We start from the raw sequence: 23655 nt of genomic DNA on the forward strand, positions 1-23655 counted from the left end.
GTCAGTATTTCCCCGAAGTCTGTGCTCACTTTTAGCGAGCGGCAAAACGGCCAAATAAGCGGCAAAAATTACTGCTTTTGCTGAAAAAGAACACAACATTAAAGCTTTGTTACTTTTATTCTAAAATTAAGCCACATTTTACTTACTTAAAAACTGGCTACGCTTAAATTACGTTTATAACGCTGGGGGAAATATGACAACACAAGAAAAAGAACATGAGCCGGAAGTGGAAAGCGAAGAAAGAGATCAGGGCGAAGAGATCGAAGTAGATGAAGAGGAGCTGCCCTCGCGCGCGGCGGCGATTCATGAGCAGATACGTCAGGATGGGGAAAAAGAGCTGGAGCGTGACAGCGTTGCGCTGCTGTGGTCGGCGATTGCGGCCGGGCTTTCGATGGGTGCTTCGCTGATGGCCAAAGGCATTTTTCAGACGCATCTGGGCGATGTGCCGGGCGCATTTTTACTGGAGAATTTGGGCTATACCTTTGGCTTTATTATTGTGATCATGGCGCGCCAGCAGCTGTTTACCGAGAACACCGTTACCGCGGTGCTGCCGGTAATGCATAAACCGAGCGGCAGTAATTTTCTGCTGCTGCTGCGTCTTTGGGGGATGGTGCTGCTGGGCAACCTGATCGGCACTGGTTTAGCGGCGCTGGCCTTCGCCCATATGCCGATTTTCGATGACGCTACGCGCCTCGCGTTTACCCACATCAGTGAAAAAGTGATGGCGAACCCGCCTGCGGAGATGTTCGCTAACGCCATTATTGCGGGCTGGATTATCGCTACTATGGTCTGGATGTTTCCCTCTGCAGGTGCCGCCAAGATTCTGGTGATTATTCTGATGACCTGGCTGGTGGCGCTGGGGGATTTATCACATATTGTGGTGGGTTCGGTAGAGGTTTGGTATCTGGTGTTTACCGGCGCGCTGCCGTGGCAGGAGTTTATCTGGCCATTCGCCTTGCCAACGCTGGCGGGCAATATCATCGGCGGAACCTTTATTTTTGCTCTGATCAGCCATGCGCAAATCCGTAACGATATGAGCAATGAGAAAAAAGCGCAGGCGGCAGCCGAGCAGAAAAAGCGGGCGCGCCAGCAGGAGAAAGCGCAGAAAAAGGCGCAAAAATAACGAAGTTGCTGAGAGAATAAGCAATCAGGCGGGTAAGTGGTTAATCTGTGGAATAAATTGCGCTATACTGCCCGCCGCCGTCCCCTTAGTTAAATGGATATAACGAGCCCCTCCTAAGGGCTAGTTGTAGGTTCGATTCCTGCAGGGGACGCCATTTCATCGTTCGCCACCTTCCGTTAAAGTTCGCAAAAAACCTCTCCCACTAAGGCTCACGCTAAACGCTCGTTCGCACTTGTTCGCCGTCGTTCGTTGACAGCCTGACTTTTAACTGAGTAAATTCTGGGTAAATCAACTTTACCCATCTGGATTTTACCCAATACTCACCGTTAAGCAATGAATCGCCACGGGTAATTTAGACACTTCCGAGCCGTTGGTAATATTTTTTTTCTTATTCCGTTGGTGGCATCTGATCACTCGAACCATGCCGACGCTTACTGTTATAAAACATTTCGATGTAATCAAAAATATCGCTGCGGGCTTCTTCCCGCGTTCCGTAGATCTTTTTCTTTATCCGCTCGCGTTTCAATAACTGGAAAAAGCTTTCTGCAACCGCATTATCGTGGCAGTTACCGCGGCGGCTCATACTGCCCTCCAGTGCGTGTGATTTCAGGAATGACTGCCACTCGTGGCTTGTGTACTGACTACCTTGATCAGAATGAACCAGCACCTGTTTTTGTGGATTACGCCGCCACACGGCCATCAGAAGCGCATTCAGGACAATATCTTTTGTCATCCGGGATTGCATTGACCGGCCAATAATTTTGCGTGAGAACAGATCAACAACCACGGCAAGATACAGCCAGCCTTCGTGGGTCCTGATGTAGGTTATGTCCGTTACCCAACGCTCATCCGGAGCATCCGGATTGAACTGCCGCTGGAGCCTGTTGGGCGACACGATACTGGCCTCGCCTTTACGTGCCCGCGGGCTTCGGTATCCGACCTGAGCCTTTATTCCGGCTCTTTTCATCAGTCGCCAGACTCTGTTAACTCCGCACTGTTGCCCGCTGTCCCGCAGATCCATATGGATCTTGCGATAACCATAGACGCACCCCGATTCCAGCCAGAACTGTTTAATTTGTCCTGTCAGTCTCAGGTCTGCCTGATAGCGTTGTGAATGCGGCTGCTGAAGCCAGGCGTAAAACCCACTGGGATGAACATCCAGCACCCGACAGAGCAGGCGAACAGGCCAGCAACAGGTGTTATCACGGATAAAGGCGTACCTCAGTCGGACAGCTTTGCGAAGTACGCCGCGGCTTTTTTTAATATGTCCCGTTCGTCCGTAACCCGCTTCAGCTCTTTCTGGAGTCGGCGGATCTCAGCCAAAGCATCTGACTGTGCTTTATTAGTGGAAGAATCCGGTCCGTACTTCTTTATCCAGGCATAAAGACTGTGGGTAGTGATATCGAGACGTGTTGCAACACTGGAAACAGAATAACCACGATCAACAATCTGTTTGGCAGCTTCAATTTTAAACTCTTCGGGATAACGCTTACCACTCATAGGCACCTCTCTTTAAGCCATTTTAAATGACTCCGAGGTGTCTGTTAAACCCGTGGCGATTCAGAAGCAAGCAGTAAAGAAGAAAGAGAAAGTCGAGCAGCGAAAATACTATTTTTAGCTTGCTTTGCCGCATCGGCTACGGAAGGCAAACTTCTGGGCATGTATTCCGACACTCGTTCAGTACGGTGCTTAATGAAAAGCACTGGAACAGCGACGCTATTGAGGCACAGCTGGTGCGCACAAATAGTAAAGGAACGCAAGTTAGATACAATCACTCGGCATATATGGAAACAGAAAAATTCCAACCTCAGCAATTTAATATAAAACAACAATATAAGGGCCCGCTCCCAATGTGCAGGACAAAATCCTTGAGATTTGAGAACAAATTTCCGAAAGACTAGGTCATGTACGAATTGATTGGCATATAGTAGGTAGGATGATTTTTTTGTGAAATTAAGTTTCAAATGGCGCGGGAACAGAAAGATTTAGACCTGAAAAATATGATTATGAATAGGGCAGCTATTGGGATCAGAATATTGACTATCTTTAATAATATAGCGCGCCAGTCGCGCGCCTTAAATATTACGACACAAAATATCTTGTTGCTTTTCTCTTGAACATTATATGTGTATAAATTATGCTAAGCAGCATAGATAAAATAAATAATAAAATCGTTGTCCAAACCCAGTTCATTTCAAAGTAATTGGTTATTTTCTTAGACATACTAATAAAAACAAAATGAACCAAGTAAACCCCAAAGGAATATAGGCCAACAGTAGAAATAAATTTATTTACTTTACCATCAGCGAAATTTTTAATTAAAAGAATTGCGCCAATACTTGATATGTAGATAAACAAAGAAGAACTATACCAGTGCAGGTTATCTATAACTTTACCTGCACGAAAATCAACGGCAACAACCGCCATCACTGGAAAAGTAAAAATAATAAAATTTAACAGTTTGTTTTTCATCAGATGCCATTCAGCGCAGCCTCGGTTCATTAATAAATAGCCTGTAATAAAGTAAGCAATGTAAGGGCCCGTAAATTCATTCCCTAACCTTCCCAGAATTCTCCAGTCAGATCCTAGCGCAGGAATAGTATGGCGAAAAAAATTAAACAGGATACAAACAGCGAGAAAAATAAATATTTCACCTGTTTTTAAACTCACTAATAACCTGGAGAGGAACGGCGCAATTAAATAGAGCTGAATAATCGCATACATAAACCACATTTGAGCAGCAAAACCGTAATTCGCTGGGTAAATGCCATTGTGATTAATAATTGATGAAAAAAGTGACGACAAAGAGAAACCACCGTTTAGCCATTGAGAAACTGTATTTGTGACCACAGAATATAGAATAAGCAATAAAAAAAACTGTGGTATTCTCTTCCGATAAAAAGTTAATACCGGTACAGAGTGTATTTTAGGAAGTATCAGACCGCCTGAAAGCATAAAAAAAATTGGCACACCTGTTCTATCTATGCAATACAGAATACTTTTAACAGTTTCATTGCTGACGTTAGCCTGTTCATGAGCATGGGTCAGTAAAACCAAAGTTATAGCTACGAATCTGGCGCAATCTATCCAAAAAACTCTATTCACAGTATTCTCACTGAAAAGCCATGTTACTATTAATGATATTGGCATACTCTAAAAATTAATACCAACGTAAACCTACCTTACTTTTAAAATTACAGAAATTAGCACCAGAAAATAGTATAGCATTTTTCCACACCCTCTTCTAAACCACGCATGGTTAAAACAGCTAAACGCACATAATGCAACATTTCAAGAACAATCTTACATACAAAATCATTGTCGCATATCACTGCATATGCCGCGACAAAGCAAATGATACCGCTAATGAAAAGATTTAGAACTTTTGCTAATAAGAATCTCATGTTACGTATATGTAAAAACATAAAGTTGTGATATATCATAATTTCTATTGATTTTAAAAGAGCAACGTAATGGTTCTCAAGATTTGGCGAAAGTTAATTAGGACATTGATTTTACTTATCATGCGTGCAAAGCAAGGGCTACGCATAGGAAACGGAGTCATTTTCAATGGCTATCCCCTTATAGAAATAACCAAAGATGCTGAAGTAATTATTGGCCCAAATTGCACAATAAACTCATCGAACAAAGGTTACCACCTAAACATGTTTTCCCCTGTGAAATTAATGGCCGATCGTGTTGGGGCTAAGATCCGTATCGGCAATAACACGCGCATTCATGGCTCATGTATACACGCTTACGAATTGGTTGAAATTGGGAATCGATGCTTAATAGCTGCAAACTGTCAGATTACTGATTGTAATGGACACGAACTATCATTCGAGAATGTGGCAAATCGAATCAATACGACAAGCGGCGCTAAGCCTGTAATTATCGAAGATGATGTATGGATTTGTGCAGGTACCACAGTGTTGTCTGGAGTAAGGATTGGGCGTGGTTCTGTTATATCTGCTGGTAGTGTTGTCACCAAATCAGTGCCACCATTTTGTTTATATGGCGGTACACCAGCAAAGGTTATAAAGATTTTTGAACCTGCTTTGAATAAAGTGGAGTGAACCGCAGCTATATCGCTAAAAGAATGGAGAAACCCAAATGAGTATCTACTTCGCTAAAATGCTGCTAGTGATATTTTCTCTATTATATTCAGGCGCATATGTGCCAAGAAGGATAACATATCAACGCAGGGCTAATCTGATAACAGATGAAACTAAAAACGCACCTGTGGCAGGCCTCCATGCCTGCCGGTCTGGTTTAACGCGCCTGACGGAAGGCGTTCAGGTCAACAACCTGATGCGGCTGGTTGATCGCTTTCCTTGCCAGCCAGTAAAGTAAAACTCGGTCATCATCGCCTTCACGATCTGCCATGGAAAGCAGTTTCAGTGAAAGGGTCGATTTGTTCAGTGGCTGAGTCGCATCACTCAGTTCAATAACAGCACGACCGATAAGGCAACAAACTTCGTCCTCTTTGGTAGTGGATTCATATGCTCGGTCTTTCATATTTCCTCCTTTTATGTAAAAACTAAGTCTGGCACAGATAATAGTTTCTTGTGTAAACTTTCCCACCAGTGAAATATGTTGCAACGTTTATTGTCTTTTGCTTGCGATTTAGCGCCAAAACTACCGAAAAATCTTTATCGGAGGCATATCAATGCGGTTTTTTTGCGCGCTGGCGCTGCTGCTAGCGCTGGTTACAGGGGAAATGTCGGCAGCCTGTGCGAATCCGTTAACGCACGCTAACCCAATGACCAATTGCCTTAATGACCATATTTTGCCGCAGATGGGCAGCAATAGCGCACCAGAAGCGATTGTGAATCGCGCCTTTCTGCTCTGCAAACCTCTGGTTGATAGCTGGCTGGCCTCTTATAAAGAACCGCAGCGCCAGCAATTGACTCACGCGCTGCGTCAATTTTATCTGGATCGGCTTAACGTTGCGTTAAATCGCCGGTGAGGTAAACAGGCACATTGCGATATAAAGGTAAGTGCATTATTATCGTTTACCTCGTTAGCAAAAAATTGACAAGTTGTTCACCTGTAACCCTCGGTCTTAACCTCTTTTTTCTCTTTAATCCTGCCCCTGTTTAGCAATGCAATGTCATTCATGCCGTGAAACAGGCAGCTTATTCCGTCCCTGCGGCGATTCACGGCAATTTACCCCGCAACAAAACGCGTCAGCTCTATTATCAGGCTAATTCAGGCATTCCCTCAGGGAGAAGATAATGAGCAGAACCAACCTCTCATCCGTTCCAAATTCCGTTCGCTGGTTAACGCTACTCGGCACCATTATCACGCAGTTCGCGCTTGGCTCGGTTTACACCTGGAGCCTGTTTAACGGGCAGCTGTCGCAAAAGCTGGATGCGCCTGTGAGCCAGGTGGCTTTCTCCTTTGGTTTGCTCAGCCTTGGGCTGGCGATCTCTTCATCGGTTGCCGGTAAGTTGCAGGAGCGTTTTGGTGTGCGCAACGTCGCTATCGGCGCAGGTCTGTTGCTGGCGCTGGGCTTTTATCTGACGGCGCAGGCCAATTCCCTGCTGATGCTGTGGCTGAGCGCCGGTGTGCTGGTCGGTTTGGCGGACGGTGCCGGTTATCTTATGACGTTATCCAACTGCGTAAAGTGGTTCCCGGAGCGTAAAGGCGTGATCTCCGCCTGCGCCATTGGTGCCTACGGCCTGGGTAGCCTCGGTTTTAAATTTATCTGTAGCAGCCTGCTGGCGCATTTTAGTCTGGAAAATACCTTTTTGATCTGGGGCGCGCTGGCGATGAGCATGGTCATTATTGGCGCGTTGCTGATGAAAGATGCGCCGCAGCAGCAGGTGTCTCAGAATAAAAACGGCGAGGCGGCCACGCGTGATTACAGCCTGGCGGAATCAATGCGTATGCCGCAATATTGGATGCTGGCGCTGATGTTTTTAACCGCCTGCATGAGTGGCCTGTATGTCATTGGCGTGGCGAAAGATATTGGCGAAGGCATGGTACAGCTCAGCACGCAAACCGCTGCCAGCGCGGTAACCATTATCGCCATCGCTAACCTGAGCGGCCGTCTGATTTTGGGCGTGCTGTCCGATAAAATGGCGCGCATCCGCGTGATTACGCTGGCGCAGGTGGTGTCGCTGGTGGGTATGGCAATCTTGCTTTTTACCCATATGAATGAAACCACGTTCTTTATCTCTGTTGCCTGTATCGCCTTTAGCTTTGGCGGCACCATTACCGTTTATCCTTCGCTGGTCAGCGATTTCTTTGGGCTTAATAACCTGACGAAAAACTACGGGGTGATTTACCTGGGCTTTGGTATCGGCAGCGTGTTGGGTTCGCTTATCGCTTCGCTGTTTGGCGGCTTTACCGTTACCTTTAGCCTGATTATGACGCTGTTGGTGATCTCGCTGGTGATGTCGTTAATCATTCGTATGCCGCACCGGGCGCACAACATGCAGCAGGTTCTGCAACGCAGTTAATCTCTCTGCCGGGCAGCCAGCAACGCCGCCCGGCCGTTCGCTTTAGCTTCCGGACGCGCTCTGCCCGTCCGGAATTTTTTATCCAAACAGCGGTTCTGGCTGACCCGCAACCGGCACCCGCACCGCCAGAATGCTTCCTGACCACGGATATTGCGCCAGTTCTTCCGCCGTGCGGTTTTCACGGCTGGAAGTGATATAAAGCGTTTTCAAATCATCGCCGCCAAAGGCAACCATGGTCGGCCAGCGCACCGGCAGCGGGATCTCATCAACAATCTCTGCGCTATTGGGGTCGATGCGCACGATACGTCCGCCATCAAACAGCGCCGACCAATAAAAACCTTCTGCATCCACCGCCGCGCCATCCGGCATTAGCCCATCGTTAAAGCGACGGAAAACCTCACGCTTGCCGTGCTCACCGGTCTCGGGATCAAGCGGATAGCGCCAGATAACGTGATGCGGTGTGTCACTATGGTAAACCCAGCGCCGATCGGGTGAAAACGCCAGGCCGTTGGAGATTTGCACATCATCATCGATCACCTGCAGTTGCAGATCTTTATCAAGACGACAGAGCTTCGCGCCGTTACGATCCTGCGGCTCCCACAGGCTGCCGCACCAGAAACGGCCAAAGGGATCGACGCGACCGTCGTTAAAGCGGCTTTTACTGGCTTCGCCGGGGTTATCGGCGATCTTACGTTCCGGCTTTCCCTGCGCGTCAATAAACCAGACGCCGCTGCGCATTGCTGCCACCAGGCCGCCTTCCCGGCGCAAACCGATACAGCCAACCTCCTCCCGCTGCGGAAAAACCCGGTGTTCACCGCTTTTTGGATCGAAGCGGTGAATCGCCGGGGCCAGGATATCAACAAACCACAGCGCCTGCTCTGCGGTTGACCACAACGGGCATTCGCCCAGCTCGGTCTCAATCGGTAAAACGCGCTCTACCTGCCAGTTCATGGCGGCTCCTTTTCGCTACGAGTTTGGTGCATAAACTGTAGCGGAAATTGGCGCGCTGCGGCTTACCTGTTGGGCAAAATTATCACGGCTGCAGGCTGTCGCCCTGCGTGGCAATCACTTTTTGATACCAGTAAAAGCTCTTTTTGCGGCTACGCGCCAGGCTGCCTTCGCCATTGTCATGGCGATCAACATAGATAAAACCATAGCGTTTAGAAATCTCCGCTTTCGAGGCGCTAATCAGGTCAATGGGCGCCCAGCTGGTATATCCCATCACCTCGACGCCATCTTTCAACGCTTCCGCCACCTGCAACAGGTGGTCATTCAGGTAACTGATGCGGTAATCATCCTCAATGGTGCCGTCTGCCTGCGGGTAATCTTTCGCGCCCAGGCCGTTTTCGACGATAAACAGCGGCTTTTGATAGCGATCCCATAACGTATTCAGCAGCGTACGCAAGCCAATCGGATCGATCTGCCAGCCCCACTCAGAGCTGTGCAGATGCGGATTCGGCACCATACTGAGAATATTGCCGCGCGCCTGCTGATTCAGCGCTTCATCAGCGGTAACACAGCCGGTCATGTAATAGCTGAAAGAGATAAAATCCACGGTTTCACGCAGCGCAACGCGATCCTCATCGGTGATATTCAGTTCAATACCCTGCTCACGTAGCTGACGCAACATATAACCCGGCCACGCGCCGCGGCACTGCACATCACCAAAGAACTGCCAGCTGCGGTTCTCCTGCAGGGTGGCAAAAACATCTTCCGGTTTACAGGTCAGCGGATACATCAACCCGCCCAGCAGCATATTGCCGATTTGCGCATCAGGGATAAGGTCATGGCACGCTTTTACCGCCAGCGCGCTGGCAACCAGCTGATGATGGATCGCCTGATAAATGTCGCCTTTGCTGCTATCGCCGGGCAAGCCAACCCCGGTAAAAGGCGCATGCAGCGACATATTGATTTCATTAAAGGTGAGCCACAGCTTCACTTTGTGCTGATAGCGTTGAAAAACGGTGCGGGCGTAGCGCAGGAAAAAATCAATCAGCTGGCGACTTCCCCAGCCGCCGTAGTTTTGCACCAGCCCCAGCGGCATTTCATAGTGGGATAAGGTCACCATCGGCTGGATCTGATGCTGCGCCAGCTCGTCGAACAGCCGGTCGTAGTATGCCAGTCCGGCTTCGTTGGGTTGGGTTTCATCGCCCTGCGGAAAAATGCGCGCCCAGGCGATGGAAACGCGTAAACAGCTGAATCCCATTTCGGCAAATAAGGCAATGTCCTGCGGGTAACGGTGATAAAAGTCGATGGCGATATCCTTTAACGCGCTATCGCCAGCGCGACGCTCGACCACCGGGCCAAAGATCCCCTGCGGCTGAACGTCCGATGTCGTCAGGCCTTTACCGTCCTGCTGCCATGCGCCTTCAACCTGATTAGCCGCGATCGCGCCGCCCCATAAAAAATTATCCGGAAACCGTTTCATACTGACTCCTTGTTATTAAGGTTGCACGCCGAGAAAAGGCGCGCCTGCGTGGATACGTTCGCCATTGGCCAGCGTAGCGACGGCTGCGTAATCGTCGCTGTTGCTGATAATCACCGGCGTAGTGAGATCGTAACCGGCGTTTTTGATCGCCTGTCGATCGAATTCGAGCAAAAGATCGCCCGGCTTGATGGTATCGCCTGGTTTTACATGGGCGATAAAGTGCTGCCCGTTGAGTTTGACGGTATCAATGCCCACATGAATCAACACTTCGATACCGCTGCGGCTCAACAGGCCAATGGCGTGCCGCGTGGCAAACAGCGAAGCGACTTCGCCGTGAAACGGTGCCAGCAAATAGTTGTCGTGCGGCAGAATTGCCGCGCCCATGCCCAGCAGCCCGCTGGCAAAGGTGGGATCTGCTACCTTGTCCAGCGCCAGCACTGTTCCGCTGAGCGGTGCAAGCAGCGTATCGTGATTTTCGACCTCAGCTGGCGTAACACAAGAAGATGAGGCGGAAGGGCGTTCAGCGGGTGAAGCCTCCTTTTTCGCAGCGGAAACCGCGCCGTTCGGCAGGCCAGCGATCAACGTTAATAGGCAGCCGACCAGCAGCGCCAATAACGTGCCCAGTCCGGCACCCCAAACGCTGATATCGATCCCGGAGGGAGGAATAAACTGCGCCAGACTGAAGATGCTGACAAGGCCAAAAGAGTAAGCGCTGACGCCGCAAAAGCCGGTTACAGCGCTGCCCAGCGCGCCGCCGATACAGCCAAACATAAAGGGACGACGATGCGGCAGCGTCACGCCATATACCGCCGGTTCGGTAATACCAAACACGCCTGCGGTTGCGCCTGAGCCTGCCAGCATTTTTAACTGCGCATCGCGGGTGCGCAGCATCACGCCCAGACAGGCGCCTACCTGCCCCATTACTGCGGGCAGCACTAACGGCGTTAACGTATCATAGCCCAGCACCGCCAGGTTATTCATCATCAACGGCACCAGCCCCCAGTGCAGGCCGAACATCACGCAAACCTGCCAGATGCCGCCGATCACCAGGCCCGCAAGCCAGGGTGCTAAAATATAAATCGCCTGATAGCCGTGAGCCAGCCCCTGGCTTAGCCAAGTGGCCGCCGGTCCAATAAGCAGGAACGTCAGCGGCACGGTGATCATCAGGCAAATCAGCGGTGTAAAATAATTTTTAACCACCGCAGGCAGAATCTTCCCGCACTGCTTTTCCAGCCAGCAACTTACCCACGCGGCAAAAATAATCGGGATCACCGATGAGCTGTAATTCAGAAAGGTGACCGGAATGCCGAGAAAGCCAACGAGGGGCGCATCGGACCGCGTACTGGCCTGAAATGCCTGAATCATCAGCGGATGCGTTAGCGCGCCGCCAATGGTCATGGTAAGAAACGGGCTGCCGCCAAACTTCTTACCGGCGGTATAGCCTAAAACCAACGGAAAGAAATAGAACAGCGCATCGCTGGCGGCGAACCATATCTGGTAAGTACCGCTCTCAGTGCGCAGCCAGCCACAGGCTACGCTTAGCGCCAGCAGCCCTTTCAGGATACCGGAGCCTGCCATCACGCCCAGAAACGGGGTGAAAATGGCGGAAATAATATCGATTAAGCGATTAAAAAGATGACCTGGCTTTTCCGCTTTCGCGACGGGCGCAGCCTGCTCGTCGCTGCCATTCTGCTGGCAGATTTCCTGCCAGACCTCATGCACATGGTTGCCGATGACCACCTGAAACTGACCGCCGCTGATCACCACCATGATCACGCCCGGATGGGCTTTTAGCTGCTCGCTTTGTGCAAGCGTAAGATCTTTTAATTTAAAGCGCAGCCGGGTAGCGCAATGCATCATGCTGATAATATTGGCGCGCCCGCCTACTCCGCTGATAATATCCCTGGCTAATTGTTGATACGACATATTCAATCCTTTTATGACGGCTGCCCGGCGGCAGCATAAAACGAAAAAAAACCTGACGGCAGGTCTGCTGATGCAGCCTGTCTTCAGGTTTTGCCTGCCGAAGCAGTAACAATCCAGATGATGTTTAGTGCGCGATCGGCTGCTGGCTTTCGCTCTCCTTACGCACGCGTTCAATATGGATAGCGAGAAACATTTTTTCTTCGTTGGTGAGTGCGCTCTGATACTGGCGCATTAAATGCTGTTCGATTTTTTCCGCACAGCGCCACGCCTGCGGATAATTTTCCTTGATCGAAAGATAGAGCATCGCCTCATCATCGGCCACCACGCAACGCCCCAGCATGCGCTGCGCGAAAAATTTCAGATGCGTAATAAAGCGTTGATAACTGAGCGATTGCAGATCGTATTCCAGGTGCAGCTGATATTTCACAATATGCAAAATCTCCTGCATCACGCCGGTAATATGCATCACTTCCGGCATCTCGCTATTAAGCTGCGCATTCACCAGATGCAACGCAATAAACCCCGCCTCATCTTCCGGTAACAGCACGCCCAGCCGCTGATGAATGATGGCCAGCGCATCCAGGCCAAGGGTAAATTCTTTTGGGTAGAGCTGCTTAATTTCCCAAAGCAGCGCGTTGGGAAGCAGCACATTGCCGTTATAGCGCACAATAGCAAAGTGGCAGTGATCGATAAGCGCAATGCAAAGATTGTCCTGAAGCTTACCCAGCCGCCGCTGCGCCAGTTCAGTAATGCGATCGCAGGTGGTCACCACCTCCGGTGGAATATGACTTAATAGTTCCGTTAACCGCGTTACCAGCGCGCTATTTTTCCGGGCAAATATTTTTTCGATTTTGCTGCTGTCAATGCTGTCGCCCGGGCGCTTCTGAAAGCCAAGGCCACATCCCATCATCACCTGCTCGCACTGATGTTCATCCAGAACGACCACGACATTATTATTAAGTACCTTGGTGATCTTCATGCATCCCTCAAAACAAAAAAACCCGACCTCCGGCACAGGCCAGAGCATCAGGTTTTGCCTGCGTATGCAGTAACAATTCAGCGACTTCACTCTATCAGCTTTGTTTAAGCGCTCAATGCGTTATGAATAAAAACGTGATAGCGATCATCAGCAACCTGCTAAGGTTATTGAATTGTTTCCGCTATGTTTTTTTATTGCGCCCTGCGGGCTTAGCGCAAATTTCCTTTGGCTTTAGCTACCCGCTATGTTGCGTGCAGGCATTATTAATGCTGCGGTTAATCCCTTTCAATCTATTTTTCCCTGTATATCTGTCCAGATATTTTCCTGCAATCACACGCTGCTTTTCCGCCCGGCTTTAATAGCCGCACCGTTGTCACGGGCATATTTTTCCTTAAGGTAAATTCCTGCGGTAAACGCGATTAACAAGCTGGACGGTAAATGAGAATGAGAATATAAAGTTTGTTGCCTTTAGGATAATTCCTGTTATTATAGCTATCCATTCGGTCCATTCCTATATTTTTACATGGCACTTTTCATCTACGCTTAATCGCATTGAAATATTTGTAAATATTTTATTAATAAACTCTACATTAGCGTCGTTATTCCTCCACTTTTGTTTTTTATAGTGGTTGGTATTAAAGGCAGCAAGAGAGTTCACCATGCGAATAATGATAAAAAGCGCGTCTGTTCTGGCGATTGTCAGTATGCTAAGTGGGTGTATTATTGCTCACGATCGCGGGCCTGGCTGGCACCATGACAATGGTCATCATAATGGCTGGCGCCACCACCATCATCATCGCGGATGGTAAAAAAGATTCTAACCCTAACCCGTTCGGCACGCAGGCAGGCGGCGACACTGTGAATTATCAGACACTTACGTAAGTCAGTGACTGAAGTGAACCAGAAAAGCCGACGCGGCTGCAATCTGAAACAGGGCGGGTAGAAACAGGTAAGTCACGACATACCTGGCGGGCAAAGCCTGCACACAGCAATATAATAAAAAATAAGTAAGAAAATTTGGGCGAGAATATTCTCGCCCTTTTCTTTATTAGCCTTTCAACGCGAAATTACATTGATACCAGGCGGTGGTTAATCCTGGGATATGGCTATCCTGTGGCGGTAATGCATCAACTAAATCAAAGCCCTGAGCGCGGCAATAATTAGCCACATCAAGTTTGAGCGCATCTTTATCTACTTTCTGCGGGTGATAACGATACTGTACCGTATGGGAAACGGGATCTTCATCTACCCGCTCGAAAGCGCCTGGTTTGCTGGCCGTACAGCCCGCTAATAAAAACAGCGCCAAAACGCCGTAAATTTTGCTTTTCATCTCTTTTCCTTATGCTGGTGCGGCATCTTAACAGGCGGCAAGGCAGGCACAATCGGAATGCGGCTTAAAGCGCAGCGCGCCATGCAAGGTTTTATCAATTGAATCGATTCAAGTTAACGTTTAGTGGAGTTGCCCGTTAAGTGCGATTATCTTTTCAGACGCCATGATGTCTGTGCCACACACCAGGTTTTATATATAAATAACAATGAGTTAACCGTTAAGGCCCGCTTGATGCGGGCTTTTTTTTGTCGGTTATCCGGCGTTAGCGCTAAGCATCATACGCAAAACGTTAGCCGATTGCGTATCCGGAAGTGCGAGGATGGCGCGGTATAGGTCGATGGTCATATCACACATTTTTTGCCGATCCACATGTGCATCAGCAGGCGCATTCAGCCACTGTAAATCATCGCCCCAGGAAAGATACAGCTGCTGTACGACGCGGTTTAGCTGTTGATGGGCCGCCGGGAGATCCACTGCCCGTTCTGCTCCCGTACTTTCCTGTAACAGTTGCTCAATCACTGCGCTGTCCTGCTGGATCAGCTTTTCCGGCAGCAGCTGATTTAAATTAACGCCACCATTAACCTGCGGAAAAAGAAAGCGAAAGCAGAGTTTCACGTCGCGGGCGCGCAGGCTTTCCATCTGTTTTAACGACACCGCGATATAGCTATTGATGGCCGCATCCCCGGCGCGTCCAATGCGCTGATTAAGCAGATCGGTCAGCAGCGGGCGTAAATGCCCGAATGCCTGCGATGGGTTGACACCGGCACGCAGCTGCGCCGCTAATTCCTCGTTTAACTGTCGCCACAGCGCCGGTTCCTGCTGCTGGAGAAGACGATAACCCGGTAAATGCATCAGCTGCGTCTGCGTCGCCTCAATGCGTGCCTGCAGGCGCATCTCCGGCAAAATAAGGTAACGGTAGCCAAGCCAGCCGCCCAACAGCAGCGCCAGCGCTAGTGTCAGCCCTAAAGCCTTGATTCTGGAGAGCTGTTTGCGGCGGTATAAGGCGGTTAACGCGCCGATCAGCGCCACCAGCAACAGCGCGCTGATAATAAGAGAAAGCTGCAAAATGTTATTCCTGCCAAAGCCGCTACTGGGCGCGTACGTCCACCAGTACCGGACAATGGGCGCGCTCAATCACCGCCGCGCTGACGGAACCTTTCAGCAGCCGGTTAAACGGTGAAAGGTGGCGGCGTCCCATAATAATCATTTGCGCATCCAGCGCGGCGGCCTGCGCCACAATGGTTTCCGCCGATTCGCCCGCAACCACGCGTCCGCGTGCCGCGATCCCCGCGCCTAGCAGCTGAGCCAGCGCATGACGAATCACCAACTCCGCCGTGTTTTGCTCATCCAGCGCCGCGCCAAAATCATTAGGATCTTCGCCTGCGGTAATATCCAGCGGTTCACCGCAGGTGGCGTAAGCGGGATCGATACAGCACAGCACCAGTACCTGCGCCTTTAACGCTCGTGCCTGTTCCGTTGCCAGAGAGATAACTTTACGTGAGTGATCCGAGTTATCTATTGCCACCAGTAAGGTTGTCATTTGGTTTATTCCTCAGTCATGCGCCAGATGTTTACCAATTTCACGCGTCATCGCTTCTTTACACTTTAGTATTTCTGCGCGATAGAGTGCTTCATTCTTATGGAAACGCGCCGCCGGAACCAGCAGCGAAACGGCAAAGCGCCCCAGTAACGTATCCAGCGCCACGCCCATGGTCGAGATCCCTTCTAACGTCTCGCCACGATCGAAAGAGACGCCGGTCTGGCGGATCGCTTTTAACTGCCGCAGCAGTTCCGGCAGCGTTTTGATGGTGTTTTCGGTAATGGCGTCCCAGGATTCTCCCACCAGCGCCCGCACGTCGTCGTCGCTCTCCAGCGCCAACAGCGCCCGTCCGCCTGAGGTGCTGAACAGAGGCAGATTCAGCCCCATGCGCGGCACCACGCGCAGTTCCCGATCGGCAACGATAAAATGCACAATCGCCAGCTGCGTGCCGCTGGCGCGCGCCAGCGAAACGGTTTCGCCGGTGGCGTCGCTTAGCGCCTGTAACGAAGGGCGGGCCACCTCCACGACGTCCGTATGTACGCTGGAGATCAGGCGCAGCAGCGCAGGCCCCAGACGCACGCCGCCTGCGCCATGGCTACGCACCATTTGCGTCGCGTCCAGCGCCGCGACAATGCGCTGCACCGTTGAACGTGGTAAATCCACCGCCTGAGCAATTTCACCCAGGCTCATGCCGCCCGGCTGCTCGCCCAGGGCATTAAGAATTTTTGCTGCGCGAGCAATCACCTGGATGCCGCCCGTTTTCTCATCGTCACGACAAGACGGTTTTTCAGACATGAACATGCTGTTCTCTTTCCATGAAAGGCGCCGATACTGTAGCGCGTTTTATGCCGCTTTCCCACCCTGTACCGCATTGCAATACATCTAATCGCCATGTAAGATGCGCGCTCGCTGTATCGCATCACAATACACCTCACCATAATAAAAACGCTATGGAGTACCTGCTATGAACGGTCAGCCTGCCGCTGCACCGGCTCCCCACCCTTTTACCCTGCGGCTGGCGCTGGGTCTGGTCGGGGTGCTGATTGCCGCCCTCGCTTCCGGGCTTAACGATCGCGTCACCGATATTGCGCTGGCCGATATTCGCGCTGCGCTGGGCATCAGCCATGACCAGGGAAGCTGGTTAATTGCCAGCTACCAAGCGGCTGAAGTCGCGGCGATGATGATTGCGCCCTGGTTTGCCGTTACGCTATCGCTGCGTCGCTTTGCGCTTGGCGTAGCGTTTGGCTTTGGTCTGACGGCGGCGCTGCTGCCTTTTATTACGCATTATCCGTTATTCCTGGCGCTGCGTGTGCTGCAGGGCATTTTCGGCGGTGCGCTGCCGCCGCTGCTGATGACCGTCGCCCTGCGCTTTCTGCCGCCGCCGCTAAAACTTTACGGATTGAGCGCGTATGCGTTAACCGCCACTTTCGGCCCGAATATGGCGGCCAGCCTTGCCGCCTTCTGGACCGACAGCGTGGGCTGGGCGTTTGTTTTTTGGCAGATTATTCCGGCAATGCTGATCGCCATGCTGCTGATTGGCTGGGGCCTTCCTCAGGATCCCACGCGCTTTGAGCGTTTTCGCCAGATGGATCTGTTCGGCATGCTTACCGGCTGTAGCGGTGTTGCGCTACTGATTTTGGTGTTAAATCACGGGGAACGCCTAGACTGGCTGAGTTCGCCGCTGATTAGCGCCATGCTGCTGGCAAGCGTGGCGCTGTTGGTGACCTTCCTGATTAATGAATGGTTTCATCCGCTGCCGCTGTTTCGTCTGCAAATGCTGTCGCGTCCCAATCTGACGCACGGTTTGCTGACGCTGGCGGGCGTACTGCTGGTGGCGCTTTCTGGTTCCGCGCTGCCTTCGGCCTACTTTGCGCAGGTGGAAGGGTTTCGTACCGCGCAGTTTGCGCCGTTAGCGCTGATGATTGGCGCGCCGCAACTGCTGATTGCGCCGTTTATCGCCATGCTGCTGAATTTGCGCTGGATAGACTGCCGCTGGGTGCTCTCCTGCGGCGCGCTGCTGATGGCGGGCTCCTGCCTGATGGGAACACAGCTCACCAGCGACTGGGCGCGCCAGAATTTTTGGCTGATCCAGATCATGCAGGCTTTTGGTCAGCCGATGATGATTTTGCCGGTGCTAATGAGCGCAACGTCGGTGGTGATGCCGCCGGAAGGCCCGTTTGCTTCGGCGATGTTTAATACCGTGCGCGGCTTTTCCAGCGTCGCGGCCGGTACGCTGGTGCAGTGGTTTATCAGCCATCGAGAACAGTTTCACTCCCATATCTTGCTGGACGGCGCTGCCAACCGCAGCTGGCTGTTACGCGCCGGGTCGGCCAGCGATGCCAGCAGCTCGGCACCGCTGCTGCCGGACGGCAGTATCAGCTCCACAGAGAATATTGCGCACTTCTCCACGCTGATCAGGCATCAGGCGCAGATATTAAGCATCAGCGATAGCTATCTGCTGCTGATCGCGATTGCGCTGTTGCTGATTCTGCTTACCGCCTGGCTGCCGAAACGCGTCTGGCCGCCGCAAACGCTATTACAACAACCTGTTATCTCAAAACCGGGAACTTAACGATGTCTTTAACTCCTGCTAAACGCACCGGCCTGTTGGCGGCGCTGTTAATTGCTTTACTGGCAATGGCTTTTTTTATCTGGTCCAGCATGACGCGGGCCGACTATCGCACCGATGACGCCTGGGTCACCGCAGACTACACGCTGGTTGCGCCGAAAATTTCGGGCTATATCAGCGAGGTGATGGTGCGCGATAACCAGCGGGTGAAAGCGGGCGACCTGCTCGCGACGCTGGATGACCGCGACTACCGCGTAGCGCTGGAGAGCGCCGAGGCGAAACAGCAGCTAAGCGAGGCGAAGCTCGCCAGCATTGTTGCCCAGCGTGAGCAGCAGCAGGCGGTGATTGCGCAACAAAAAGCGGCGGTTAACGCCAGCCAGGCGACGTTAAGCTATGCCGGACAAAATGCCGATCGCTATCGTCGTCTGTTGCAGAGCGGCACCGCCACCGCCGACGAGCAGCAGAAGGCCAGCTCCACGATGCGTTCTGCCGCTGCGCAGGTTGAGCAAAACCGCGCGGCGGTGCTGGCCGCAGAAAAGGAAACCGCTATTTTACTCGCCAGCCAGAAACAGGCGGAAGCCGATATTGCGGCGGCGAAGGCGGCGGTGGATCAGGCGCGGCTGAATCTTTCTTATACGCGGATTGTGGCGCCGGTGAGCGGGATGGTAGGCCAGCGCGCACTGCGTCAGGGCGCTTATGTCTCTGCCGGAAGCCGCCTGCTGGCGCTGGTGCCGCTGGAGCAGAGCTATATTATCGCTAACTATCTGGAGACCCAGCTGGACCATGTGCAGCCCGGCCAGGCGGTGGCGATCAGCGTTGATGCGCTGCCTGGTCAGCATTTTCGCGGTCACGTTGACAGCATCGCGCCCGCCACCGGCGCAACCTTTTCCGCGATTGCGGCGGATAACGCCACCGGTAATTTCACCAAAGTGGTACAGCGTCTGCCGGTGAAAATCGTGCTGGATAACGATCAGCCGAACCTGGCGCATCTGCGGGTGGGCATGTCGGTAATACCGGAAATTGCCGTGAAATAAGGGTACGGCTGCCGGGCTACGGCTCGGAGCATGCCTATTTATTTTGTGATCGAATCCGCGTAAATTAGCGCGCGATCCCGTTCTGAGTTATTCAGAACTCACCGGAACAACGGCGTCGCGCCAAAGAAAGCATGCCTTGTTCTTATTCTGTTTGCGTTATGCAGGTTTGGGATCGCCACTGATATAATCGCTCAGAGGAGTTGTCAGGTGAAATATGCATTGATGGGAATCTCTTTTTTCCTGTTAGTCTGGGTTGGCACGTTCATGTTAATGCTGTAAGCATGCAAAAATAGGGGCGACATACTCTGTCGCCCGATTTATTGCTACTCCGGCGCAACGTCGCTTTTCAGATTGCTCTCCCCTGCTTCGCTGCTTTTGCCGTTCGCCGGCAGAATGCCATCGGCGCGAAACATCGCTTTAATCCCGCGCACCGCCTGACGAATGCGGTCGCAATTCTCGATTAACGCAAAGCGCACATGGGTATCGCCATAGTCGCCAAAGCCCACGCCGGGCGAAACGCATACCTTCGCCTCCTGCAGCAGCCGTTTGGCAAACTCCAGCGAGCCCAGCTCTGCATAGCGATCGGGAATTTTTGCCCAGACGTACATAGACGCTTTCGGCACATCCACCATCCAGCCCGCCTCATGCAGCCCTTTTACCAGCACGTCGCGGCGACGCTTATACTGCTGCGCGATATCGCGTACGCACTGCTGATCCCCTTCCAGCGCGGCAATAGCCGCCACCTGCAATGGCGTAAAGGTGCCGTAATCGTGATAGCTTTTAATGCGCGCCAGCGCCGCCACCAGATCTTTGTTGCCTACCATAAAGCCGATGCGCCAGCCTGCCATGTTGTAGCTTTTCGACAGCGTGAAAAACTCAACCGCCACGTCGCGCGCGCCCGGCACCTGCATAATCGAAGGCGCTTTCCAGCCATCGTATACAATGTCGGCGTAGGCCAGATCGTGGATCACCAGCACGTTGTACTGCTTCGCCAGCGCAATTACTCGTTCAAAAAAATCGAGCTCGACGCACTGAGAGGTAGGATTAGAGGGAAAACCGAGGATCATCATTTTCGGCTTGGGGTAACTCTCGCGAATCGCCCTTTCCAGCTCGTTAAAAAAATCCACCCCGGCCACCAGCGGCACCGAACGCACCTGCGCGCCCGCGATCACCGCGCCGTAAATATGGATAGGATAACTGGGATTAGGCACCAGCACGGTATCGCCGTGATCGAGCGTTGCCAGCATCAGATGCGCCAGCCCCTCTTTTGAGCCGATAGTGACAATGGCTTCTAATTCGGGATCGATGTCGACAGCGTAGCGGTCGGCGTACCAGCGCGAAATGGCCCGACGCAGGCGCGGAATACCGCGTGAGGTGGAGTAACCGTGCGTATCGTCACGCTGCGCCACCTGGCACAGTTTTTCCACGATATGCGGCGGCGTCGCGCCGTCCGGGTTACCCATGCTGAAATCGATAATATCTTCACCGCGCCGACGCGCCGCCATTTTCAATTCAGCGGTAATGTTAAACACGTAAGGGGGAAGGCGTTCAATACGAGAGAAACGACGAGATGAGCTGTTATCAGCCATAGCATCCTCTGAATAGACGTAAGCGCCCGGACCGTCCGAGCGACGCTGACCGCAAAACGGTCGAATAATCAACATAGCCTGGCCGCCACGCGCTTGTCGAGCACGCAGAAAAAATAAACTTTTATCGAGCGGGGGGCGGAAAAGTGCGAAGATCGTAGCGCCCTGTGGCCGCATTTTTTATCATGTGGCCTCTTAATCACGCCATGAGATGCCTGTGCAATCTATATTCGATATGCTGCTGGCGGTGTTTGACCGCGCCGCGTTGATGCTGATCTGCCTGTTTTTTTTGACGCGCACGCGCCACTTTCGCCAGCTACTGCAAAAAGATGAACACTCGCGCCAGGAGCTGCTGGCGGTGACCGCGATTTTCTCCCTGTTTGCCCTGTTCAGCACCTGGTCGGCGGTGAATGTGGAAGGTTCGCTGCTGAACGTGCGCACCATTGCCGTGATGTCCGGCGGCATTCTGTTTGGTCCGTGGGTGGGCATCGTTACCGGAATTATCGCCGGGCTGCATCGATTTTTAATCGATATTCACGGCGTCTCGTCGGTGCCCTGTTTGATTACCAGCATCATCGCTGGCGTGGTCTCCGGCTGGATTAACCTGAAAGTGCCGAAGGCGCAGCGCTGGCGGCTCGGCATTCTCGGCGGCATGCTGTGCGAAGCACTGACCATGCTGCTGATTCTGCTCTGGGCCAGGCCTCCGGCGCTGGGCATTGAGATTGTTTCTGAGATTTCGATTCCGATGATTTTGGGCGCGGTCAGCATCGGTTTGATTGTGCTGCTGGTGCAGAGCGTGGAAGGGGAAAAAGAGGCAGTTGCCGCGCGTCACGCCAAGCTGGCGCTGGATATCGCCAATAAAACCTTGCCGCTGTTCCGCCAGGTTAACAGCGACTCGCTGCGTCAGGTGTGTGAAATTATTTGCAACGACATCAACGCCGACGCCGTGGCAATGACCAATAAGCATCAGATCCTTGCCTATGTCGGCTACGGCGAACAGCATTATCGTGAGGGCGACGACAGCCTGAGTCCCACCACCCGTCAGGCGATCAATTACGGCAAAATCATTATTAAAAACAATGATGAGGCCTACCGTACGCGCGATATTCACTCCATGATCGTTATTCCGCTGTGGGAAAAAGGGGAAGTCACCGGCACGCTGAAAATCTATTATCGCCATGCGCACCGTATTACCTGGTCGCTGAAGGAGATGGCGGTCGGCCTGTCACAGATTATCTCTACCCAGCTGGAAGTGTCGCGTACCGAGCAGCTGCGTGAAATGGCCAACAAGGCGGAACTGCGCGCCTTGCAAAGCAAAATTAACCCGCATTTTCTGTTTAACGCGCTGAACGCCATCTCTTCCTCGATTCGCCTTAATCCCGATACTGCGCGTCAGCTGATTATTAATCTATCGCGCTATCTACGCTATAACCTTGAGCTGAACGATGACGAGCCGATCGATATTAAAAAAGAGCTTTATCAGGTGAAAGATTATATCGCCATCGAGCAGGCGCGCTTTGGCGATAAGCTGACCATGATTTATCACATCGACGAAGAGTTAAACTGCGTGCTGCCCAGCCTGCTGATTCAGCCGCTGGTGGAAAATGCGATTGTGCATGGCATCCAGCCCTGCCGCGGTAAAGGGGTGGTGACGCTGTCGGTTGAGGATCTTGGCGATCGGGTGCGGATCGCGGTGCGCGATACCGGCAACGGCATCAGCGATGAGGTCATCGCCCGCGTGCAGCGTAACGAAATGCCGGGCAATAAGATTGGCCTGCTGAATGTGCATCATCGCGTTAAGCTGCTGTATGGCGGCGGGCTACAGATTACGCAGCTGCATCCGGGCACCGAAATTGCCTTTTTCATCAGCAAGAACGGTGAAAAACTGCCGGAAAAAACGCTGTCGCTGACGGCCTGAAGAGGAGAGGCAAGTGAAAGCCATCATTGTGGAAGATGAGTTTTTGGCGCAGCAGGAGCTGAGCTGGATGATTAAGCAGCACAGCAGCATCGATATTGTCGCCTGCTTCGATGACGGCCTCGACGTGCTGAAGTTTCTGCAACATAACGACGTCGACGTGATCTTTCTGGATATTAATATTCCGTCGCTGGATGGCGTGCTGCTGGCGCAAAACATCAGCAAATTCGCCCATAAGCCGCAAATCGTCTTTATTACCGCCTGGAAAGAGCATGCGGTACAGGCGTTTGAGCTGGAAGCCTTTGACTACATTCTGAAGCCCTACCACGAATCGCGTATCGTCAGCATGCTGCATAAGCTGGAAGCGCACGGGCAACAGCAGCCCGCCGCGCCGGATGCCTCCACGCTGCGTCCGGTGGCGCAAACCGTTAACCTGATGCGGGACGAGCGGATTATCGTAACGGATATCAATGAGATCTATTATCTGGAAGCGCATGAAAAACTGACGTTTGTCTATACGCGGCGTGAGGAGTATGTGATGTCGGTGGCGATGAGCGAGTTTTGCAGCCGACTGCCGGAGAGCCAGTTTTTCCGCTGCCATCGCTCTTATTGCGTCAATCTGAACAAGATCCGTGAAATCGAACCCTGGTTTAATAACACCTATCTGCTGCGGCTACGCGATCTGGATTTTCAGGTGCCGGTAAGCCGCAGTAAAGTCAAAGCGTTTCGCCAGCTGATGCGCCTGTAAGGCGAGCCAG

Annotated in this window: 22 protein-coding genes, 1 tRNA gene and 1 pseudogene; 12 read left to right on the forward strand and 12 right to left on the reverse strand. The window is 52.0% G+C overall.

Annotation, left to right across the window (positions count from 1 at the left end):
- The first annotated feature begins 193 nt into the window (after positions 1-193).
- Together J2X14_RS19645 and J2X14_RS19650 are read left to right on the forward strand one after the other, a co-directional pair.
- Complete coding sequence (locus J2X14_RS19645) at positions 194-1123, forward strand: formate/nitrite transporter family protein (protein WP_352412836.1); 930 nt, start codon at positions 194-196, stop codon at positions 1121-1123.
- Between the two features lie 79 nt (positions 1124-1202).
- A tRNA-Arg gene (locus tag J2X14_RS19650) sits at positions 1203-1277 on the forward strand.
- A gap of 234 nt (positions 1278-1511) precedes the next feature.
- Here the strand turns inward: J2X14_RS19650 and J2X14_RS19655 are convergent.
- Positions 1512-2623, reverse strand: a protein-coding gene (locus J2X14_RS19655; RefSeq protein ID WP_352412837.1) for an IS3 family transposase whose coding sequence is annotated in 2 segments (ribosomal slippage) — positions 1512-2386 and positions 2386-2623 — 1113 coding nt in all. Because the reading frame shifts where the segments join, the coding sequence is not laid out codon by codon here.
- A gap of 104 nt (positions 2624-2727) precedes the next feature.
- On the opposite strand from J2X14_RS19655, the pseudogene J2X14_RS19660 reads away from it, so the two are divergent.
- Positions 2728-3024 (forward strand): annotated as a pseudogene (locus tag J2X14_RS19660) (tyrosine-type recombinase/integrase); the annotation flags it as partial.
- Positions 3025-3205: 181 nt separating this feature from the next.
- On the opposite strand, the gene J2X14_RS19665 reads toward J2X14_RS19660, so the two are convergent.
- Positions 3206-4228 carry an acyltransferase gene (locus J2X14_RS19665; RefSeq protein ID WP_352412838.1) on the reverse strand — a complete coding sequence of 341 codons (1023 nt, stop codon included), beginning with the start codon at positions 4226-4228 and terminating at the stop codon, positions 3206-3208.
- A gap of 368 nt (positions 4229-4596) precedes the next feature.
- Between J2X14_RS19665 and J2X14_RS19670 the strand changes: the two genes are divergently transcribed.
- A complete protein-coding gene (locus tag J2X14_RS19670) occupies positions 4597-5199 on the forward strand; it encodes an acyltransferase (protein ID WP_352412839.1) in 603 nt (200 codons plus the stop codon).
- 196 nt (positions 5200-5395) lie between these two features.
- On the opposite strand, the gene J2X14_RS19675 is transcribed toward J2X14_RS19670, so the two are convergent.
- Positions 5396-5641 carry a hypothetical protein gene (locus tag J2X14_RS19675; protein WP_352412840.1) on the reverse strand — a complete coding sequence of 82 codons (246 nt, stop codon included), beginning with the start codon at positions 5639-5641 and terminating at the stop codon, positions 5396-5398.
- A gap of 151 nt (positions 5642-5792) precedes the next feature.
- On the opposite strand from J2X14_RS19675, the gene J2X14_RS19680 reads away from it, so the two are divergent.
- Both J2X14_RS19680 and J2X14_RS19685 read left to right on the forward strand, forming a co-directional pair.
- Positions 5793-6092, forward strand: coding sequence for a hypothetical protein (locus tag J2X14_RS19680; protein WP_352412841.1), 300 nt, complete (start codon positions 5793-5795; stop codon positions 6090-6092).
- Positions 6093-6360: 268 nt separating this feature from the next.
- Positions 6361-7590 carry an L-lactate MFS transporter gene (locus J2X14_RS19685; RefSeq protein ID WP_352412842.1) on the forward strand — a complete coding sequence of 410 codons (1230 nt, stop codon included), beginning with the start codon at positions 6361-6363 and terminating at the stop codon, positions 7588-7590.
- Between the two features lie 78 nt (positions 7591-7668).
- Here J2X14_RS19685 and J2X14_RS19690 read toward each other — a convergent pair whose 3' ends face one another.
- The 4 genes from J2X14_RS19690 to licT form a co-directional block, all read right to left on the reverse strand.
- Entirely contained in the window at positions 7669-8541 is an 873-nt protein-coding gene (locus J2X14_RS19690) for an SMP-30/gluconolactonase/LRE family protein (RefSeq protein ID WP_352412843.1), read from the reverse strand.
- Between the two features lie 82 nt (positions 8542-8623).
- Positions 8624-10018, reverse strand: coding sequence for a glycoside hydrolase family 1 protein (locus tag J2X14_RS19695; protein ID WP_352412844.1), 1395 nt, complete (start codon positions 10016-10018; stop codon positions 8624-8626).
- Positions 10019-10033: 15 nt separating this feature from the next.
- Complete coding sequence (gene bglF / locus J2X14_RS19700; RefSeq protein ID WP_352412845.1) at positions 10034-11944, reverse strand: PTS beta-glucoside transporter subunit IIABC; 1911 nt, start codon at positions 11942-11944, stop codon at positions 10034-10036.
- A gap of 124 nt (positions 11945-12068) precedes the next feature.
- A complete protein-coding gene (gene licT / locus J2X14_RS19705) occupies positions 12069-12923 on the reverse strand; it encodes a BglG family transcription antiterminator LicT (protein ID WP_352412846.1) in 855 nt (284 codons plus the stop codon).
- Positions 12924-13676: 753 nt separating this feature from the next.
- Between licT and J2X14_RS19710 the strand changes: the two genes are divergently transcribed.
- Positions 13677-13805, forward strand: coding sequence for a hypothetical protein (locus J2X14_RS19710; protein ID WP_352412847.1), 129 nt, complete (start codon positions 13677-13679; stop codon positions 13803-13805).
- Positions 13806-13971: 166 nt separating this feature from the next.
- Here the strand turns inward: J2X14_RS19710 and J2X14_RS19715 are convergent, their stop codons facing one another.
- The 4 genes from J2X14_RS19715 to J2X14_RS19730 all read right to left on the reverse strand — a co-directional run bounded on the left by J2X14_RS19715 (position 13972) and on the right by J2X14_RS19730 (position 16588).
- Positions 13972-14253 carry a putative periplasmic lipoprotein gene (locus J2X14_RS19715; RefSeq protein WP_352412848.1) on the reverse strand — a complete coding sequence of 94 codons (282 nt, stop codon included), beginning with the start codon at positions 14251-14253 and terminating at the stop codon, positions 13972-13974.
- Positions 14254-14505: 252 nt separating this feature from the next.
- A complete protein-coding gene (locus tag J2X14_RS19720) occupies positions 14506-15318 on the reverse strand; it encodes a hypothetical protein (RefSeq protein WP_352412849.1) in 813 nt (270 codons plus the stop codon).
- 22 nt (positions 15319-15340) lie between these two features.
- The gene (locus J2X14_RS19725; RefSeq protein ID WP_352412850.1) at positions 15341-15793 is read right to left on the reverse strand and encodes a universal stress protein; all 453 of its coding nucleotides are present in this window, start codon (positions 15791-15793) and stop codon (positions 15341-15343) included.
- Positions 15794-15805: 12 nt separating this feature from the next.
- Positions 15806-16588 carry an IclR family transcriptional regulator gene (locus J2X14_RS19730; RefSeq protein ID WP_352412851.1) on the reverse strand — a complete coding sequence of 261 codons (783 nt, stop codon included), beginning with the start codon at positions 16586-16588 and terminating at the stop codon, positions 15806-15808.
- Between the two features lie 169 nt (positions 16589-16757).
- Here J2X14_RS19730 and J2X14_RS19735 point away from each other — a divergent pair, with 169 nt between their 5' ends.
- The 3 genes from J2X14_RS19735 to ypdK all read left to right on the forward strand — a co-directional run bounded on the left by J2X14_RS19735 (position 16758) and on the right by ypdK (position 19675).
- A complete protein-coding gene (locus J2X14_RS19735) occupies positions 16758-18365 on the forward strand; it encodes an MFS transporter (RefSeq protein ID WP_352412852.1) in 1608 nt (535 codons plus the stop codon).
- A gap of 2 nt (positions 18366-18367) precedes the next feature.
- Positions 18368-19396 carry an HlyD family secretion protein gene (locus J2X14_RS19740; protein WP_352412853.1) on the forward strand — a complete coding sequence of 343 codons (1029 nt, stop codon included), beginning with the start codon at positions 18368-18370 and terminating at the stop codon, positions 19394-19396.
- A 207-nt stretch (positions 19397-19603) separates the two neighbouring features.
- Positions 19604-19675, forward strand: coding sequence for a membrane protein YpdK (gene ypdK, locus J2X14_RS19745; protein WP_103061073.1), 72 nt, complete (start codon positions 19604-19606; stop codon positions 19673-19675).
- 44 nt (positions 19676-19719) lie between these two features.
- On the opposite strand, the gene alaC is transcribed toward ypdK, so the two are convergent.
- Entirely contained in the window at positions 19720-20985 is a 1266-nt protein-coding gene (alaC, locus tag J2X14_RS19750; protein ID WP_352412854.1) for an alanine transaminase, read from the reverse strand.
- 232 nt (positions 20986-21217) lie between these two features.
- Between alaC and J2X14_RS19755 the strand changes: the two genes are divergently transcribed.
- Positions 21218-22900, forward strand: coding sequence for a LytS/YhcK type 5TM receptor domain-containing protein (locus tag J2X14_RS19755; RefSeq protein WP_352412868.1), 1683 nt, complete (start codon positions 21218-21220; stop codon positions 22898-22900).
- A gap of 13 nt (positions 22901-22913) precedes the next feature.
- A complete protein-coding gene (locus J2X14_RS19760; protein WP_352412855.1) occupies positions 22914-23645 on the forward strand; it encodes a LytR/AlgR family response regulator transcription factor in 732 nt (243 codons plus the stop codon).
- Positions 23646-23655: the final 10 nt, after the last annotated feature.

Origin of the sequence: Mixta sp. BE291 (genome assembly GCF_031457955.1) — a bacterium.
Lineage (GTDB): Bacteria > Pseudomonadota > Gammaproteobacteria > Enterobacterales > Enterobacteriaceae > Mixta.